12 protein-coding genes and 2 pseudogenes are annotated in these 16,827 nt (G+C 55.4%); 10 read left to right on the top strand and 4 right to left on the bottom strand.

The window, feature by feature from the left end; all coding sequences use genetic code 11:
- Positions 1-3 precede the first annotated feature (3 nt).
- Positions 4-483: a hypothetical protein gene (locus LJX92_RS20925; protein WP_228308904.1), complete on the top strand. Its 480-nt coding sequence runs from the start codon at positions 4-6 to the stop codon at positions 481-483.
- Between the two features lie 90 nt (positions 484-573).
- Here LJX92_RS20925 and LJX92_RS20920 read toward each other — a convergent pair whose 3' ends face one another.
- Positions 574-831, bottom strand: coding sequence for a hypothetical protein (locus LJX92_RS20920; RefSeq protein ID WP_228309921.1), 258 nt, complete (start codon positions 829-831; stop codon positions 574-576).
- A 351-nt stretch (positions 832-1,182) separates the two neighbouring features.
- Here LJX92_RS20920 and LJX92_RS20915 point away from each other — a divergent pair.
- Together LJX92_RS20915 and LJX92_RS20910 are read left to right on the top strand one after the other, a co-directional pair.
- Positions 1,183-4,620: pseudogene (locus tag LJX92_RS20915) on the top strand (hemagglutinin repeat-containing protein); the annotation flags it as partial.
- Complete coding sequence (locus LJX92_RS20910) at positions 4,617-5,096, top strand: pentapeptide repeat-containing protein (protein WP_081883329.1); 480 nt, start codon at positions 4,617-4,619, stop codon at positions 5,094-5,096. The pseudogene LJX92_RS20915 and the gene LJX92_RS20910, both read left to right, overlap by 4 nt.
- 82 nt (positions 5,097-5,178) lie before the next feature.
- Here the strand turns inward: LJX92_RS20910 and LJX92_RS20905 are convergent.
- A pseudogene (locus LJX92_RS20905) lies at positions 5,179-6,572 on the bottom strand (IS4 family transposase).
- A gap of 368 nt (positions 6,573-6,940) precedes the next feature.
- On the opposite strand from LJX92_RS20905, the gene LJX92_RS20900 reads away from it, so the two are divergent.
- The 3 genes from LJX92_RS20900 (at position 6,941) to LJX92_RS20890 (ending at position 9,109) form a co-directional block, all read left to right on the top strand.
- Positions 6,941-7,525, top strand: a complete 585-nt coding sequence (locus LJX92_RS20900; protein WP_228308902.1) for a papain-like cysteine protease family protein — start codon at positions 6,941-6,943, stop codon at positions 7,523-7,525.
- Positions 7,526-7,538: 13 nt separating this feature from the next.
- Positions 7,539-8,138 carry a hypothetical protein gene (locus LJX92_RS20895; RefSeq protein ID WP_228308901.1) on the top strand — a complete coding sequence of 200 codons (600 nt, stop codon included), beginning with the start codon at positions 7,539-7,541 and terminating at the stop codon, positions 8,136-8,138.
- Between the two features lie 92 nt (positions 8,139-8,230).
- Positions 8,231-9,109: a PoNe immunity protein domain-containing protein gene (locus LJX92_RS20890; protein WP_228308900.1), complete on the top strand. Its 879-nt coding sequence runs from the start codon at positions 8,231-8,233 to the stop codon at positions 9,107-9,109.
- Between the two features lie 110 nt (positions 9,110-9,219).
- Here LJX92_RS20890 and LJX92_RS20885 read toward each other — a convergent pair whose 3' ends face one another.
- Positions 9,220-9,774, bottom strand: a complete 555-nt coding sequence (locus LJX92_RS20885; RefSeq protein WP_103734719.1) for a hypothetical protein — start codon at positions 9,772-9,774, stop codon at positions 9,220-9,222.
- An 80-nt stretch (positions 9,775-9,854) separates the two neighbouring features.
- Positions 9,855-11,243 (bottom strand): lipid II-degrading bacteriocin, encoded by a 1,389-nt coding sequence (locus LJX92_RS20880; protein WP_228308899.1) that lies wholly within the window; start codon positions 11,241-11,243, stop codon positions 9,855-9,857.
- Between the two features lie 333 nt (positions 11,244-11,576).
- Between LJX92_RS20880 and LJX92_RS20875 the strand changes: the two genes are divergently transcribed.
- The 4 genes from LJX92_RS20875 (at position 11,577) to LJX92_RS20860 (ending at position 16,747) form a co-directional block, all read left to right on the top strand.
- Entirely contained in the window at positions 11,577-12,317 is a 741-nt protein-coding gene (locus tag LJX92_RS20875; RefSeq protein ID WP_228308898.1) for an AraC family transcriptional regulator, read from the top strand.
- A gap of 260 nt (positions 12,318-12,577) precedes the next feature.
- On the top strand, positions 12,578-14,059 hold the full coding sequence (locus LJX92_RS20870; RefSeq protein WP_228308897.1) for an efflux transporter outer membrane subunit: 1,482 nt from the start codon (positions 12,578-12,580) through the stop codon (positions 14,057-14,059).
- The gene (locus LJX92_RS20865; RefSeq protein ID WP_228308896.1) at positions 14,056-15,207 is read left to right on the top strand and encodes an HlyD family secretion protein; all 1,152 of its coding nucleotides are present in this window, start codon (positions 14,056-14,058) and stop codon (positions 15,205-15,207) included. The genes LJX92_RS20870 and LJX92_RS20865 overlap by 4 nt, the downstream gene beginning before the upstream one ends.
- Positions 15,200-16,747: an MDR family MFS transporter gene (locus tag LJX92_RS20860; RefSeq protein ID WP_228308895.1), complete on the top strand. Its 1,548-nt coding sequence runs from the start codon at positions 15,200-15,202 to the stop codon at positions 16,745-16,747. Before LJX92_RS20865 ends, LJX92_RS20860 begins: the two co-directional genes overlap by 8 nt.
- Positions 16,748-16,827: the final 80 nt, after the last annotated feature.

The raw sequence follows: 16,827 nt of genomic DNA, 5'->3' as shown, positions 1-16,827 counted from the left end.
TTTATGAAAGAATCATATGAGGTTGTTCTAGGTGGCGTGGTTAAAGAAGATATTATTGTTCTCCTGAAGGACCTCGAGAGTCATTCGGAGCGCGTTGACGATGTGACAGCCTCAGAAGTACTCGGCATTGTGAGTTGCTTGGGCCTTGATCAAATTATGATTGCGGAGCTTTGTCATTTTGAAGGTGATGTTTGTGTGTCTGCTAAATTGTATGGTTTTGACATTGTATCTGCCTCCTCCGATTTTTTTGTGTTGCTTAGAGTTATAAAGTATGGGGAGGATGTTGATGTGGAATTGTGCTTTGATGATTCTATTTTTAGTGATGTTGATAAAGTCATGCTTCTGCTGCAGAAATATATAAAAGAGATTTCTGATAGAGTTCGTATGAAGGAGTATTACGGAGGGGTGGAGCCTGCCAAAGACTTAGATACCCGATACTTTACTGGCGAAATGTTAGGCCCTCTGGTTGCGCGTTTTCGCTGACAGGTGATAAGGGCTCTTTAATAATTGATTTTATTTTTTTACTTGACGGTGACTAAGTTAAGTTGGGCGGCACTAAACCGCCCATGTTTTTTATAAGACTTGTGAATTCAGTTTTCGACCAATCACGTCCAACAAATCACACCCATCCCTCAGAGGGATGGCCAGCAGCAATGCAAAATCGTGAAGCACAACCGCATCACTACTAATCTGCTCCCGAAATGCCAGGTTTTCTAAAAACTGAGTCACCGCTTGAATACGATATGCGGCTGCATCATAGAGGACATCAAGGGGAGCTTGGGAGTCGATCACCAGCGCGGGAATGGTTGAGTCGTGGCCTGTTAATGGCATGTATCGGTTCATGTTTAAGCTCTCTACTTAAGTGATAAATGCGATCACTCAAACGTCGCCAAACGAATGGGTGACAGCTGTACGCAGGTTGGCGAACCGGCAGTAGAGAAAACCGGCAGACCCGAAGGTCTCCCGCGCACAGCCGTCATAAGACGACTTTGCAGGCGCGCAAGTGGCTGCAAAAAAGCCATCAGCTTGCGCATTCTCTACCGTCAGGTCGCCAAACCTGAATCGCCATGTGGGCGACCGGCGGACTATAAGCCTGCGGCATGAAAGGGTGCAAGTCGCCAAGCTGTCCTTGTAACAACTCTAAGTGGTCGTAGCGAGAAAACCCTCGACTACACCGCCGTGCAAGAACGCGGTTTCAACCTCGACGGCCAGCCCGTCAGCGGCGCAGTCAACGGCCAGGGCCCGTTGGCTCTGGACAATCGCTCCCCCTCGATCACCCGCGTGCAAGGCCTGCCGGACATTACTCCGGTAGATAACAGCCACAAATACCTGATCGAAACCAACCCGGCGCTCACCGACCTCAAGCAGTTCATGAGCTCCGACTACCTGCTCGGCAAACTCGGCTATAACCCCGATGCCAGCTGGAAGCGCCTGGGCGACGGCCTGTACGAGCAACGCCTGATCCGCGAAGCCGTGATGGCCCGCACCGGCCAACGCTACATCGATGGCATCGCCAGCGATGACGCGCTGTTCCGTTACCTGATGGACAACGCCATCGCCTACAAGGACTCGGTCAACCTGCAACTGGGCGTGTCCCTCACCGCCGAACAAGTCGCCGCGCTGACCCACGACATCGTGTGGATGGAAGAAGCCGAGGTCAACGGCGAAAAAGTCCTGACCCCCGTGCTCTACCTGGCCCAGGCCAACAACCGCCTGGCCCCCAACGGCGCGCTGATCCAGGGCCAGGACGTGAGCCTGATCACCGGCGGCGACCTGCACAACAGCGGCACCCTGCGTGCCACCAACAACCTGAACATGGTCGCCGGGAACATCGACAACAGCGGCCTGATGCAAGCCGGCAACCGCCTGGAAATGCTCGCCACCGACTCGATCCGCAACAGCCGTGGCGGCATCGTCAATGGTCGCGACATCAGCGCCACTGCCGTGACTGGCGATGTCATCAACGAGCGCACCGTCACCACCTTCAAACAGGACGGGCAGGGCTATCAACTGCGCAACGACGTGGCCAGCGAAGCCTCACGCTTCGAAGCCACCGACACGCTCAAGCTGAACGCGGGCCGCGACGTGCTCAACCTCGGCAGCAACCTGAAAGCCGGTGGCAACGCCAGCGTGACCGCCGGGCGTGATGTGCTGATCGCCAGCCAGACCGAACAGGACGACTACGCCTACCAACGCCGCCGCATTAGCGGCACCGAGCAAACCATCCTGCAACACGTCTCCGGTGTGGACGTGGGCGGCAACCTCGCCATCGACGCCCGCCGCGACGTTGCAGTGGTCGCCAGCACCGTCAGCGCTGCCAAAGACCTTAGCGTCAAAGCCGGCGAAAACCTGACCCTGGCCGCCGCCGCCAACGAACAGCACGATTACTCCAAAGGCAAAAAAGGCGGTACCAAAACCACTACTCAACTGGACGACGTCACCCAACAAAGCGCCGAACTCAAAGCCGGCGGCGACCTGATCGCCATTGCTGGCACCGACCTCACGCTAGTCGCCAGCAAAATCAGCGCGGGCAATGAAGCCTATGTGCATGCGGATAACGAACTGCAAATGCTGGCGGCGCAGGACAGCCACTACTCGCTGTATGACATGAGCAAGAAGGGCAGTTGGGGCAGCAAGAAGACTCAGCGTGATGAAGTGACCGATGTGAAGAATGTCGGGAGCGAGATCAAGACTGGGGGGGATTTGACGCTGGAGAGTGGAGGTGATCAGAAGTATCAGGCGGCGAAGCTTGAGAGTGGTGGGGATATTGCGATTGTCAGTGGTGGGGCGGTGACGTTTGAGGCAGTGAAGGATCTGCATGACGAGAGCCACACCAAGAGCAAGAGTGACATGGTGTGGACGAGCTCCAAAGGCAAAGGCAAGACCGACGAGACGTTGCGCCAAACGCAGATGATTGCGCAAGGTAGCGTCGTGATCAAAGCGGTCGATGGTTTGAAGATTGATGTCAAGCAGATCGACCAGCGCACCGTAAGCCAGACCATTGATGTGATGGTTAAGGCCGACCCGCAACTGGCTTGGTTGAAAGAAGCCGAGCAGCGCGGGGACGTGGATTGGCGCAAGGTCCAAGAGGTTCACGATAGCTTCAAGTACAACAACTCAAGCCTGGGTGGTGGTGCGGCGTTGGTCATCGCCATCATTGTCACTTACTTCACCTGGGGCGCTGGAGCGGGTCTTGTCGGAGCGGCGTCTACTACAACAACCGGTCTCGTTGCGAACTCGGTGGTTACTGCGGTCGCAGTCAAAGGCGCGACAAGTACCATCAACAACAAAGGGAACTTAGGCGATATTGCCAAGGATGTGACGTCGGGCGATAGCCTGAAAGGCTATGCAATCGCAGGGCTCAGTGGGGCGATAGCGAAGTTTGCCGGCGTCACCGGTGAATTCACTGCCGCAGACCTTGGGAGGCAATTGGCGGTCAACTCGGCGCTGAGAACTGTCACCAATGGCGGCAGTTTTACTAAGAATATTGGTCAAGCAGCTATTGATCTGACTGCCAGCGTCCTGTCTGGAATGATTTACGAGCGTGTGGGGACCGAACTCGTTGGTTCCAACCTTTCCACTAAGGTGGCAGTGCATGCGATTGTCGGAGGATTAATCGCCGAAGCGGCAGGAGGGGATTTCGCTTCTGGTGCTATTGCTGCTGGCGCGAATAAGGCCCTGATACAAACGTTTGGTGAGAAGTTATTCCCTGGCGAGGCCCATGATCGCGTGTTGGCCATGACCTCTCAGTTAATCGGAATGACGGTTGCGGCAGGTGTGGGTGGAAGTGCAAAAGACCAGGAAGTGGCGGGGTGGGTGGCTCAGCAGGGAACAATTTACAACGAGTTGCAGCACAAGGAGGTTGAAGCACTCATTGGCGAAGCCAAGACCTGTACCGCCACAGACAGCTGCAGAGATGTCATCAATAAATATGCTGATTTGAATGAGGCTAACGAAAAACGCCTGAATGCTATTTGTGAAAGCGATCCTGCTAAGTGCAAGGAAGCTTATGGCGACTGGGTGGCGAGCTATGACAAAACCCATGAGATGATTTCCCAAGTACGGGCCCATGGCGACCTACCTGGTGAGGTGGATCGCATGCTAGGGGCAGTTGACTTGCTGAACGTCAACTCCCGGTTGAAGGTGGTCGGTGTAGGAATTGTCGACGGTGGATTACAGGCAGCAAGTAATGCGGCAGGAGAGGTAGGCGTTGACATAGCCCCTGAGACGGTGGGTATGCTTTCCAAGTGGACAGCTATGCTGTTTGGAGTTAAAAAAGCGGGCGGTGCAAATGCAAAGCCACTGGTAACTAAAGGAAGCGATGTAACTCCAGAAATTATCCAGAAAGCACTGAGGGATGACAAAACTATTAGTGCGCAAGATGGTGTTTCTCTGCCAATGATTCAACGGTACGTTGATAGGCTCCTTAAAGGGGATGTTGCTCCACCAATTAAAATGGATGGCAGTGTTATTGTGGATGGGAATCATAGATATATTGCAGCTAAAATACTTGGTAAGGAGCCTGAGATAGATCCTGGTGTGTTGACTAGCTACAAAGCTAGTAAGAAAAGGCCAACCGTTAATCTTGAGATTTCACCTTTAGATTGGGATAACAGATGATTACTGTAAGGTTTGAGACGGGTGACAATTTACAGCTTCCTATTGAAAGCTTTGTCGGAGCGGATCTTAAGGGGATAGATTTTCATCGTGCTATATTTGAGTATCTGGATTTTAGTCGGGCTGATTTTACAGGTGGTGATCTGAGGAATTCCGTTTTTTATTTTTCTGTGTTAGATCATGTGTGCATGGAAAATGTTTCAATGGTTAATGCAATATTGACAGGGTCTAGAATGAGGGGGAGTAATTTGTCTGGGGCGTTACTAATGTATTCTGATTTTTCTAATGTGGATTTAGGCTTGGCAAATTTAAAGGGCGCTAATGTAGATGGTTGCGACTTTCGAGGCGCTGATTTTTCCGGGGCAGATGTCAGTGTTGTTGGGTTGGAAGCGTGTAAGCTTCAGGGGGGGGTATATAATAATTTAACTAAGTGGCCAGAAGGCTTCAGTCCAGGAGTTTATGGGTTGTTAAGAAAGTAAAAGGAAATGTTTTTTTGTTTGAGGTTCTGGAAGTGAGAGCTAAAGAAGACTTGGAAAAAAAGGGGACAGATTTGAATGGCACTTACTTAACCTTCTTCGGATGCCCATTCTCGCGTACCTCGGCCCTTGCCAGCCTTCGTGCCTGCATCAGCATGGGGTAAGGCTTGGGTCTTCGTTTTACAGCGCGGGGCTCGATTCTACCGGGTCGATTTCCAACACGTTTTCGGGCAATCAATTTGAGCAGGCTCAACACGTCCTCGTCGTCTTCTCCCGCTCCGTAATGCCTCAGTGCAAGGCATAGCTGAAGGCTATGTTTGAAGCTCAGCTCTCGCGGTAAACAATCCGCCAATAGCGCCGATTGGGCCATGATCATCCGAATCAGATTATGCGCCAGCAGATACACCCATAACTCTTTGACGGCCATGGCAGGCGTCTTGCAGCTCAGCGTTTCAAGCCTCAGCGTTGTCTTGAGATTGCGCAGATCCAACTCAGCATGCCAACGGTCCTTGTACAGAGATTTCAGCCCAGCCTTGGGCGCTTGCTGTGGGCAGTTCAAGGTGGTCACCAGGATTTTTCCACCGGTTTTCAGTTCACGTACTGTCAGTGTTTGCGGTGCATCGTCGTAGTATGTCTGGCTCATCCAGGAGGGTCGTTGTGGGGGCTTTTTCAGCTCAACCAAATGATCTTCCGGACCCAACGATTGCCCAAGTTGAAAGTCGGTACTGCGCCGCCTGGCGCCGTATTGTTCGAACACACCATCGATCCCGCGACGTTGCAGTTCGCACAGCAAAAAGTACGTCGCGTAGTCGCGTAGTAGGCATCACCCAGCACAATGTCGCCTCGGTTCAGCGTGTCGAGCATCGTTCTGAGAAGTGTTTGTTCATCACCACCTTTGCCTCGAAAGCGTCCCAGCGAGGCGTCTAAAACGGAACCGCTGGCCAGGCAAATAATCCCAACCAAACGGCAGATGGGGAAACCCAGCCCGGGCTTCTGACCACGAGATTGCGGATAAGCCTCTTGGTTGGCGGCGGTGTCCGGCAGGGTCACCGTGGTGCCATCCACGAGGCGCACCGGGCGACCCATCCAGCGCCATGCCGCTGGCGCGTTGTGACTCATCGCAGATCCCGTGGAGCGCAACAATGTTGACACCATCTCTACCGGCAACCGCGCCCGAGCTTTGCAATAAGCGCCGGTGTGTACGCTGCTGGGCTTTAACCCATTGCAAGAGCGTTTGATTGAAAAGTCGTTCACGGCATTCTGGCAAGAGCGGTCTGCATTCATGGCCTGGGCTAGAAACATCGACAGTGTTTCGGTGGGCGGGAACAGCCGTTGACGATGCTTGGGCATCATTGACTCGACACGCTGAAGCAGCTCTGGATCGGCGAGCAGCTTGAAGAATGCATGGGCATTGCTGTTTTTTGCGTGCTGATGAGCGCGCTGCTGTTGATGCCTGACGATTTGACGTCTACGATTCACGCGGGCTGTCCTTGTTCGGGTGGTGTGTGTTCGCAACTATCACCGTAGACTAAGGACGGCCTTTTTTTCATTTTTTTGCAGCTGAATCAGCTAGTTAGCTGTTAAGTAAGTGCCATTCGGGACAGATTTTTTTTTCCATGTCTAGTCCTGAAATAGGTTCACCCTGCCAGACAAACTCCGCGCACTCATCAAAAATATGCGCCAATGCATTTACATATTTGCGTATATGCATACTAACGCCTAGGGTTACCCCGAGTCAGATCGCAACGCCCCCATCAAATATGGGCCATCTTGAACGTCGATAGCTCAGCAACACCGCTACACGTTTACCAGCAGGACGCTGGTTTTCACTCATGGAGGATTGAAAAATGTTATCCACTGAAACAACCCGACTCACCGGCGACACACCGCCCAATTGCCTGGTCGGCCATCTGCTCGATCCGCAACTGGTCGAAGTCAAAGCGACTGCTCAGCCCCAAGCAATGGCTGCCGCCAGTCTCAATTTCAGCATGCAGAGACAAACCCAGAGCAATTGGTGCTGGGCGGCGCTCTCTGCCTCGGTCGGCAACTACTACGGCACCGGGTCCTGGACCCAGTGCGGTGTAGCCAGCAGCGAGCTTGACCGCAACTGCTGCAATCAACCTGGACCGTGCAACGTCTACGGCTATCTGGATTCCGCCTTACGAACCACGCGCAGCTACAACGGCATGAATCAAGGCTCGTTGCAAATGTCGGCCATCCAGAGCCAGATCAACAGGGGCCGCCCCATCGGTTTGCGTTGTGCCTGGTACGGTGGCGGTGCGCACTTTTTGGTGATCTATGGGACCAACGGCAACTACCTGTTGATCGCAGATTCGATCTACGGTTACTCGACCCGTGCGTTGAACGCGTTCCCTGGTTCGTACAACGGCGGCGGCAATTGGACCAACACTTACTTCACCGTAAAAAACTGAGGAGGGCTGCATCATGCAACTGATTTATCCAAAGGCGCCCTCAAACGGCGTACAGACACTGCGTCCGGCGTTGCAAGCCGCGCTGCAAACCCAGGGCCTGGGGCGCAATCACTCATTCGCGGCCGCCGCACCGGGCAACATCAGGCTGAGCGAAGCCTATCGTGGCTACTCGCTCACCCTCGAGGATTTGACTCAGGGTAAAGGTCTGAAAGACGCTGAGGTCGGCGATTGGCATTACTTGGTGTTTGCCGATGGCGTGACGATTGCGGATGCGCAATTGGCCGACGTAGGCGGGCATGTCGAGTTCGCTTCGCTCAACCACGGGCCCCTGGCTGCGGCGACGGTGGATGCGCTGAAACTGGCGGAACAGTCCGCGCAATTGCAAGGTAAAACCGTTGAGCTGCGAGTGCTGTTCATCTCGGCATTGCACGTTGTGGCAATCTGGCTGCACGCAGACAGCGAAGATGTGCTGATCCCGATTGAGCCGACCCCCAAGGAACTGGCGGTCACTCAGTTGTACAGTGAGGCGGCGCTGCTCATGCTGCTCAAACCGACGGCTGATCAGGCCCGCAAGCGCTTCGACGCGGACACCAGTGGACTGTTGGGCAGTTGATCAACCCTTAGGTAATCACCGGACACTGTCCGGGTTTGCCTTGTAAATAAAGGCGCCGCCTGTAAAAAGGCGGCGTTGAATGGAGTTTTTCCATGATTCGTGCACCTTGGGGAAATAAGCAGTATTGGGATGATCATGAGGCAAAAGATCTGCAATGGATTGAGCGTGTCAGTAAGATTCTGTCGGAGCCTTCGGCTAATCCCGTATATAGAGCGCAATTTACATTCGACTTTGCCAAAGATAATTTGCGTGCGGCTATACGGGGCTACTCGAGTGGTGGAAATATTACGACGATTGCAACATTCTTCCCCGGCGTTCTGGATGCATGGGAAATTTCCAACCGAGAGTCCGACAAAATATGCGCTGAAAATGATCTTAAGACTTGCCGAGACTGGACCTTCGAACTAACCGATTTAAACCATTACATCTATTGTTTCTGGTTGGTGGGGCTAGCGCTTACTCTGGAGATTCCCGATGAGCAGTGGCTTCGATTGGTTGCGTTAATAGGTGATGGGGGGCAGGACATTCTGCTGGATCGGATCATTGCATACCGCCAACCAGAGCGGGAAATTGGGGAGAAGCTGCTACATGCCAAGCCATATGTGAGACTGCTCAAGGCAATTGATGCGCAACAGGCGCAGCAAGCAACTCTACTGCTGGCGTTCGTGGAGCATTGGTATCCAGAGCTGAACAGGCGCGGTAAACAGCAACCGTGGTGGTACATTTATGGTGATCCGGTAATGCACCCACTTGAGATGGGAAGCTACTTCGGCCGCTGGTGTTTTGAGGCGGTCGCCGCCGTGAAAGTATTTGGGCTTGAGGACAGCGATTGCATTGGGCACGAGCACTATCCGGGTGATTTGCTACATCCCAATGAGAAAGTGATACCAACACCTAATTCAAGTGCCGAGTCTGGGTGGTGGGGGTGGTTGCTGGGGCTGAAAAGCCGTAAAGACAGCAAAAGGCACTAGTATTGGTGTGGCAGTGGGAGAAGGGGATATGGTCTCCAATCCGAAATAGGCTTACACCTGTTTCGGGACTAAATATCCTTTTATCCGTCATCTTGCTATATGGCGTGAAGCTAGCGCTGTTTATTCTTTTTTATTAAAAGTCTCGGTATGTATAATAAAGAGAAGTATGAGATCAAGGTAATAAAGTAAATAATAAATAGCACGCCCGAAGAGAATATTGCATATGTGAATAGGTGTGTGCCAAACAATCGCCATTTCAAGTTGTGAGCCGCCAGATCATGCGGGTAAAAATAGCTCACGGATACGATCATATAGATAAAGCTCGATAAAACTATCAAGCCGAACAGATATTTGCTGATGGTCATGTTTGCATATTGATCGGCATCGATGATCATCCCCTTGCGGACCTTCAAGAAAAAGATCACCGCAAATATCGGTCCGAGCAAGCCAATGTAGTTTGTTATGACTGTGGAGCTGAAAGGGAAGTTAGACGACCAAAACCCTACCACGCCGAGCAGGTAGGTGTTTATGAAGCTTTCAATATTTGTATAGGGCGCGGATGTGGCCTTTGCAGGAAATAAAAAAGCTATGAAAAATATAGGTGCCATGGTCATTGCAATGAATAAATAGGGCAGAGGTATGCACTGTTTGATTGACTTGTTCATTGCTCGGAAATCCTGTTGTACGATTTTTAATCCTAACACGCTGGGCCCGGACAAGACTCGGCTCGCCCGGACCCTTTGTTTTAGTTAAGAATCAGGTTGTTGATCTCATCGACTTTGGCTGCATCAAAATAGGCAGCGGTGGCTGCCATCATCAAGGCCACGACGACGACTCCAGCGGCAGCCGACGCAAAAACAGGAAAGAAGAACGCCATGCTGGTGGCGAGCAAAATTCCAGCACCTGTGCCGACTGCCATCGCTTCAAGTTCAAGCATCAGAGGCTTCCAGTCGCCGGTTTGAAAACCGGAAACGGTTTTCTCGCGGATGGCTTCTGCTTGTACGACTTTACCGACCACACCGAATGCTTTGCCCAAACGGGTGATGTTATCCGCAAAGGTCGCCTTATCCAGTGCATTCAGCGCATCGACCACTGCTTGGGTGTCCAACGCATTCAGTTTCATAGCGGGGTTAGCGCTGATTTTCTCAAAGGTCGCCATTGCTTCTGCATAACTTCTGACTTTCTTGCCAGCGATCTCAGCCTGCATGTCTTGGGCAACTTTGCTCAAGTTGGCACCATATTTTTGAAGCATTTGTTCATTGGCAGTCGATACGAAGCTGACAGCGTCTGTATAGGCAGCCTTTTCATCGGGTGTGAGCTCTTTGGTAACGGTAACTGCGGTTTCGCCTTTGATCACGACCTCAAAGGGCATAGCGCCATGAGCGTCAAATACGCTTTGAAGCGTATTTGCAGCCGCTTCGCCGATGGCCGCTTTAAAACCGGCAGGCATCGAATCGTAGGTGTGGTTGGCGGCGGATACGGCGCCGTTAAATTGATAACTACCGTCCTGACCCTTATTGAGGGTGCCTTGCAAGGTCAGGGAAAGATTGTCTATCCATGTTGCAAGCTGCCAGGACGTGGCGTCTGGCGTAAAAGGAATGTTGCCAATGGAAATCGGCGACGTTCCAATTGGCGCTGAGGCTAGAACATCATTGAACACAGCGCTTGAGATGCTCGATGAGTTCAGCCCGAATAGGTTGATTGAGGTTTCGGTTGGAGTACCTTTGCCGTAAAGGAAGTGCCCAACGGCTGCGACCGGAGTCAGGTCTCCGCCCGAGAGGCCTGGAGAGGAGGTTACGCCACCTGATTGGAAATATTGCTGGGCGTAATTCAAACCATGGCCAGAAGTCAGGCCCGGATTAAAGTAAAGGTAGCTATCTGCAAACGGCACCGATTGCAAATCATGGACGATCCCTGGCGCTGGCCCCCCTGTCATTCCCCAGGTGACCTGTTCGTTGGCGATTTTGATTAGCATCTCGCGCCACAACCCCTGGCGATAATAAGCAAAGCGTTCCAGCATCTGCCCTTGGAACACAACTGCCGGGTTCGGCGCGGGAAACGGCAGGCCTCCAGGATTTGCCGGGTAACCGGGCTCGGTGGCAGTGACGACGATGGGTGGAAGAACGATAGTCATGAGTCGATATCCTTATCGATATATATTTCGGTCAATTGCTGGGAATTACCCCTCTGGCTCAGCCTCTCCGCGCTGCTCGTCGGTAGCGATGAATCGGCATAAGATGAGGCCTGCTGATACTGTGTATCCATACAGTGATATTTTCAAGGCGAAAATATGCATTTGTGCATTTTTTCTGATGTACGGGTTATTTCCGCACTCAAGACGCGCCGAACGCTCCTGGCGGTCTGCCCTAGAAAGGAGAAAACGATATGATGCCCACAGCCTCTTCCTGCAACTGCCGACATAGCGCGCTTCTCTCAAAACGAGCAAACGCCGCGATGGCCTACTGAAATGAACGCGCCTACCGCATTAGCTGCGCTCGCCGCTAACTATGGACACGGCCACATCGTGGCGCCCCATCGACATGACGAGGGCCAGCTCGTTTATGCCATCAACGGTGTGATGCTGGTGTCGGTGGAGGCGACCGCCTGGGTGGTGCCTTCCGGGCATGCACTGTGGGTGCCCTCTGGGCTGGAGCATCAGATCCGCATGACCGGTGAAGTGCGTATGCGCACCTTGTTGATCTCGCCGGGGGCGCATCGTGGCTTGACGACGGAGTGCGAGGTCATCAGGGTTTCGCCGCTGTTGCGTGAGCTGATTATCGCTGCCGGGGATAAGCTCGACAGTGAGGCGGCATTGATGCGCCACGCACAGATTGTCGAGTTGATTTTCTCGGAGCTCGACAGGGCACAAAGGGTGCTGGCGCATGTGCCGATTCCGGATGAGCCGAGGCTCAAGTTGTTGTGTGCGGGCTTTATCGACAACCCTTCCCAGGAATCGACACTGGAGAGTTGGGCGCTACAGCTCAATATGAGTTCGCGCACCTTGGCGCGGCTGTTCCGGAAGGAGTTGGGCATGAGTTACGGCGAATGGCGCAAGCGCACGCGGCTGTTGCTCAGCATGCAGCGGCTGGCCTGTGGTGTGTCGATCCTGGAAGTGGCGCTGGAGCATGGTTATCAGAGCCCGAGTGCGTTTACTGCGATGTTCAAGCGCACTATGGGTTACCCCCCGAGTAACTGTCGATTGGTGTGATTTGACTTGGCGATAGGCTTCCCTGTCAGCCTCGGTTCAAATGTGGGAGGGGGCTTGCCCCCGATGGCGGTAGGTCAGTTACAGATTTGCTAACTGATACTCCCTCATCGGGAGCAAGCCCCCTCCCACATTTGCCCCGAGTACTGCCAAGCCACCCCGCACCTTGTCCCAATCAAAACGATGGTTGTCCGGAACTCGAGAGATTCGTACCTCGTTGCGCTCTTACCCTGGGTCTCTACTTGGCCTTCTGGATTTCTTCGATGGGTTCGCCTTCTTTTCCCCCATGGCATGGCCGTGTTGCGCTGCTGGGCATTGCGCTGGCGTTGTCGGCGGGTTGTTCGTCCTGGGTTGCTCACTCGCCTGCACAGTCACATCCAGAGCGCATCAATGCCCTGAGCCACTTGCCGCAAGGTGTTTCGGCCCGGGCATTACCCGAGCGCTGGTGGCAGTTGTACAACGATCCACAGCTCGATGGGCTGGTGCAGCAGGCATTGCTGCACAACCGTGACCTGGCGGCGGCCCAGGCCCATTTGCAAGCGATGCTGGCCGGGATCATGCAGGCTGATGCCGAGCGCTGGCCGGCCACCCAGGCGTCACTGGGGGCGGCTTATGGCAAGACCGCCGATGATCAGACCCTGGCCAAGGCCACCGATAGCCATGCGCCGTCACAGTGGGCGTTCAACCCGGGCTTTGAACTGGCTTATCAAGTGGATGTGTGGGGCCAGGTCCAGCGCAGCATCGAACGAGCCCAGGTGCAAGCCGCGGCGGCGCAGGACGCCGAGGACCTGTTGCGCATCACGGTCGTGGCGCAAACCACCCGCGCCTATGTGAATGCTTGTGCCCTCGGTGCTCGTGCCAAGGTCCAGCGTCATTCGTTGGACGTGGTCGGGCGCAGCCTGGCGTTGATCGATCGCCAGCGCCAGGCCGGTGTGGTGACGGACCTTGAATACACGCGTATGCAAGCCTTGCAGGGCGAAACCCAGGCCTTGCTGCCGATGCTGGAGGCGCGTCGACAGGATGCGCTGTACGAATTGGCAATGCTGACCGGCGTGGCTGATCTGCAACAAGGCGCTGGCGCTGCGAGCTGTGAGGTGGTTCCACACCTCAATGCCGAACTGCCGGTGGGCGATGGCTGGCAATTATTGGCGCGCCGCCCCGATATCCTTCAGGCCGAGCGAGCGTTGCAGGCGGCCACGCTGCAAGTGGATATCGTCCAGGCCGACCTGTACCCGAAGGTGACCTTCGGCGCCTCGGTGTCTTTATCGGCCAACAGGCCCCATGAGCTGGGCGACAGCAGCGCGGTGATGTTCGGCATCGGCCCGCTGATCACCTGGCAGTTCCCCAATTGGCGCGCCAACCGCGCACGGGTCAACCAGGCGCGGGCGCTTGAGCAGGTGGAGGTGGCGCAATTCGAGGCCAGCGTACTCAAGGCGCTCAAGGAGGTGCGCCAGGCCCTGGCCTTGTATGACGGCGAACGCCAGCGCCACGCGGCCTTGAGCCAGGCACTGGACAGCAGCCGCCACGCCTACAGGTTGGCCCAATTCAACTATGACGCCGGGTCTATCGACTTTCTGGACGTGCTGGACAGCGAGCGTGAACTGATCCGCTTGCAGGCCACTCGCGCCGACGCCGACGGCCAGTTGCTGCAACGCCAGATCAGCCTGTTTCAGGCGCTTGGCGGTGGTTGGCAGCCTTCAGCGCCCACCCACGCTCACACCACTTTTTCCGGTACCCAACCATGAATATCGCCGTTGATGAAAAAACTGCTGTCCAGGATGAACAGGCGCATACGCGCAGCCCACGCCGCAAAAGGCATCTGCTCCTGCTGGGCGGCGCCGCGCTGTTGATCGCTGCAGTGGTGTTCGGCGTGTACTGGATGACGGTCGGCCGGTATCTGGAACAGACCGATGATGCTTATGTGCGGGCCGACTGGATTCCCATCAGCCCGAAGGTCTCAGGCTATGTGGCCGAGGTGGTGGTAGAGGACGATCAGCCCGTCAAGGCCGGTGACGTGCTGGTGCGCATCGAGGACCGTGACTACCAGGCGCGCTTGGCACAAGCTCGTGCAGAACTGGCCGAGACCCAGGCCTCGGTGGCAGCGCAAGAGGCCAACCTGCACGTCACCGATAGCCTGATCGCCCAGCAAAAGGCCGGGGTTGCCCAGGCTGAGGCTCACGCCCGCAGTGTGGCCGCAGAATTGCGCCGCGCAAGCCTCGACCAGCGCCGCTACGAAGAGTTGGTGCGCGACCACGCCGCCAGCGCCCAGCGTCTGGAAACGGCCGCCGCCAGCTACACCCAGGCCAATGCCGCGGTAGAAATTGCCAAGGCCATGCAACGCCAACAGGAAACCCGCTTGACCGTGGCCGTCACCCGACGCCAATTGGCCGAAGCTTCGCTCCAGCAGCAGATTGCCCGGCGCAGTCAGGCCCAGGCGCAGTTGAACCTGGCGACCCATGCCCTGGAAGACACTTTGATTCGCTCGCCCATCGACGGCGTGGTGGGGCAGCGCAAAGTGCGCACCCGCCAGTACGTCGCGCCAGGCTTGCCGCTGCTGGCAGTGGTGCCCTTGCAGCAGGCCTACGTGGTGGCCAACTACAAGGAAACCCAGTTGCGCGACATGCGTGCCGGCCAACCCGTGGACATCAGCATCGACAGCTATTCAGGACGCAAGCTCAAGGGCCATGTGATGAGTTTCTCGCCAGGTTCCGGGGCAGTGTTCGCGCTGTTGCCGTCGGACAACGCCACCGGCAATTTCACCAAGATCGTGCAACGCTTTCCAGTGAAGATCGTCATTGATGAGCATGACGAAGGCGGACCTATTCTGCCGGGCATGTCGGTGATCACCACGGTGGACACTCGCCCAGATAAGCAGGGCGCTGCACATGACTGAAGCGGCTGAAAAGAGCGTCTCCTTTCGCGCCTGGGTGGCGGTAATCGGGGGGCTGTTCGGCTGTTTCATGGCCGGCATGAACGTGCACGTGACCAGCGCCGCGCTGCCGGAGATCGAGGGTTCCCTGGGGGCGACGTTCGAGGAAGGCTCGTGGATCTCCACCGCCTACCTGGTCGCGGAGATTGTGATGATCCCGCTTACCGCGTGGCTGGTGCAGGTGTTCTCTCTGCGGCGTGTGATGCTCGTGGGCTCGTTTGTGTTTCTGGTGGCGTCCATAGCCTGTTCATGGGCGCCTAACCTGGAAGTGATGATCATCATTCGGGTGATCCAGGGCGCAGCCGGCGCGGTGCTGATCCCGTTGTCATTCCAGTTGATTATCACCGAGTTGCCGCCCAGCAAGATCGCGATGGGCATGGCCCTGTTCGCCCTGTCCAACAGCGTCGCCCAAGCTGCCGGGCCGTCCATCGGCGGCTGGCTGACCGATGCCTATTCCTGGCGTTGGATCTTCTACTTGCAACTGGCTCCCGGCATTCTTTTGCTGCTGGCGGTGGCATGGTCCATCGATGCCAGACCCATGCAGTTGAGCCTGCTCAAGCGCGGCGACTGGGGCGGCATCATCGCCATGATCGTCGGCCTGGGGGGCTTGCAGATTGTGCTGGAAGAAGGCGGGCGTAAGGACTGGTTCGGCTCCGATTTCATTGTGTGGATGTCGCTGGTCGCAGGCGTTGCCCTGGTGTACTTCGTACTGTCGCAGCTGTATGGCAGCCGCTCCTTTATCAACCTGCGTCTGCTCAAGAGCTACAACTTCGGAGTAGCCAGCGCGGCGATGTTCATCTTCGGCGGGGCCACGTTCGGCCTGGTGTTCCTGGTGCCCAATTACCTCTCCCAGTTGCAGGGCTACAACGCCCGGGAGATTGGCATCAGTCTGATCGCCTACGGCATGGTGCAACTGGTACTGGCGCCGTTCATGCCGCGCCTGATGAAGTGGCTCAATCCGAAACTGATGGTCGCCAGTGGCTTTTTCATCATGGCCCTGGGGTGTTACCTCGGTGCGCACCTGGACGTGGACAGCGCTGCCAACGTGATTATTCCTTCTACCGTGGTACGGGGCATCGGGCAGCCGCTGATCATGGTGGCGCTTTCGGTACTGGCGGTGTCCGGGCTGGCCAAAGACGAAGCCGGCTCTGCCTCGGCGTTGTTCTCCATGCTGCGTAACCTTGGCGGTGCCGTGGGTACGGCGGGCCTGACGCAGATCGTCGCCCTGCGCGAACGCTTTCACTCCGAGCGGGTAGGGGAGTCGATCACACTGTTTTCCCCGTCCTTGCAGGAACGCCTGCGCGCCAGCATGGCTGACAGCGAGGGTTTTATCTTCAACCAACTGTTGCCCGCTCAACAGCAGGTTATCGAGGGCTTGATCCACACCGTGCGTCGCGAGGCGTACCTGATGGCCTATAGCGATGCGTTCTATGTGTCCTGTATCGCGTTGATCTTGTGTGGTGTCGCGGCCTTGGCATTACGGCAGTCAACCAAGAACGCTTAACCACGCCAAGGAGGTGTTGAACTTGTACAGCCCACTGCGTTTGGTTGGAGCCCACTATCTGCCCCCCGGAAAAGAGGAGC

Source organism: Pseudomonas sp. HN8-3 (genome assembly GCF_020790195.1).
Taxonomy (GTDB): Bacteria; Pseudomonadota; Gammaproteobacteria; order Pseudomonadales; family Pseudomonadaceae; genus Aquipseudomonas; species Aquipseudomonas synxantha_A.
This window is presented reverse-complemented; position numbering and strand designations above follow the sequence as displayed.

Coding starts and splice junctions, on each gene's coding strand:
- LJX92_RS20885 (WP_103734719.1), bottom strand. CDS start 9,774: ATGAACAAGTCAATCAAACAGTGCATACCTCTGCCCTATTTATTCATT.
- LJX92_RS20900 (WP_228308902.1), top strand. CDS start 6,941: ATGTTATCCACTGAAACAACCCGACTCACCGGCGACACACCGCCCAAT.
- LJX92_RS20875 (WP_228308898.1), top strand. CDS start 11,577: ATGAACGCGCCTACCGCATTAGCTGCGCTCGCCGCTAACTATGGACAC.
- LJX92_RS20910 (WP_081883329.1), top strand. CDS start 4,617: ATGATTACTGTAAGGTTTGAGACGGGTGACAATTTACAGCTTCCTATT.
- LJX92_RS20860 (WP_228308895.1), top strand. CDS start 15,200: ATGACTGAAGCGGCTGAAAAGAGCGTCTCCTTTCGCGCCTGGGTGGCG.
- LJX92_RS20880 (WP_228308899.1), bottom strand. CDS start 11,243: ATGACTATCGTTCTTCCACCCATCGTCGTCACTGCCACCGAGCCCGGT.
- LJX92_RS20920 (WP_228309921.1), bottom strand. CDS start 831: ATGCCATTAACAGGCCACGACTCAACCATTCCCGCGCTGGTGATCGAC.
- LJX92_RS20895 (WP_228308901.1), top strand. CDS start 7,539: ATGCAACTGATTTATCCAAAGGCGCCCTCAAACGGCGTACAGACACTG.
- LJX92_RS20890 (WP_228308900.1), top strand. CDS start 8,231: ATGATTCGTGCACCTTGGGGAAATAAGCAGTATTGGGATGATCATGAG.
- LJX92_RS20865 (WP_228308896.1), top strand. CDS start 14,056: ATGAATATCGCCGTTGATGAAAAAACTGCTGTCCAGGATGAACAGGCG.
- LJX92_RS20925 (WP_228308904.1), top strand. CDS start 4: ATGAAAGAATCATATGAGGTTGTTCTAGGTGGCGTGGTTAAAGAAGAT.
- LJX92_RS20870 (WP_228308897.1), top strand. CDS start 12,578: ATGGGTTCGCCTTCTTTTCCCCCATGGCATGGCCGTGTTGCGCTGCTG.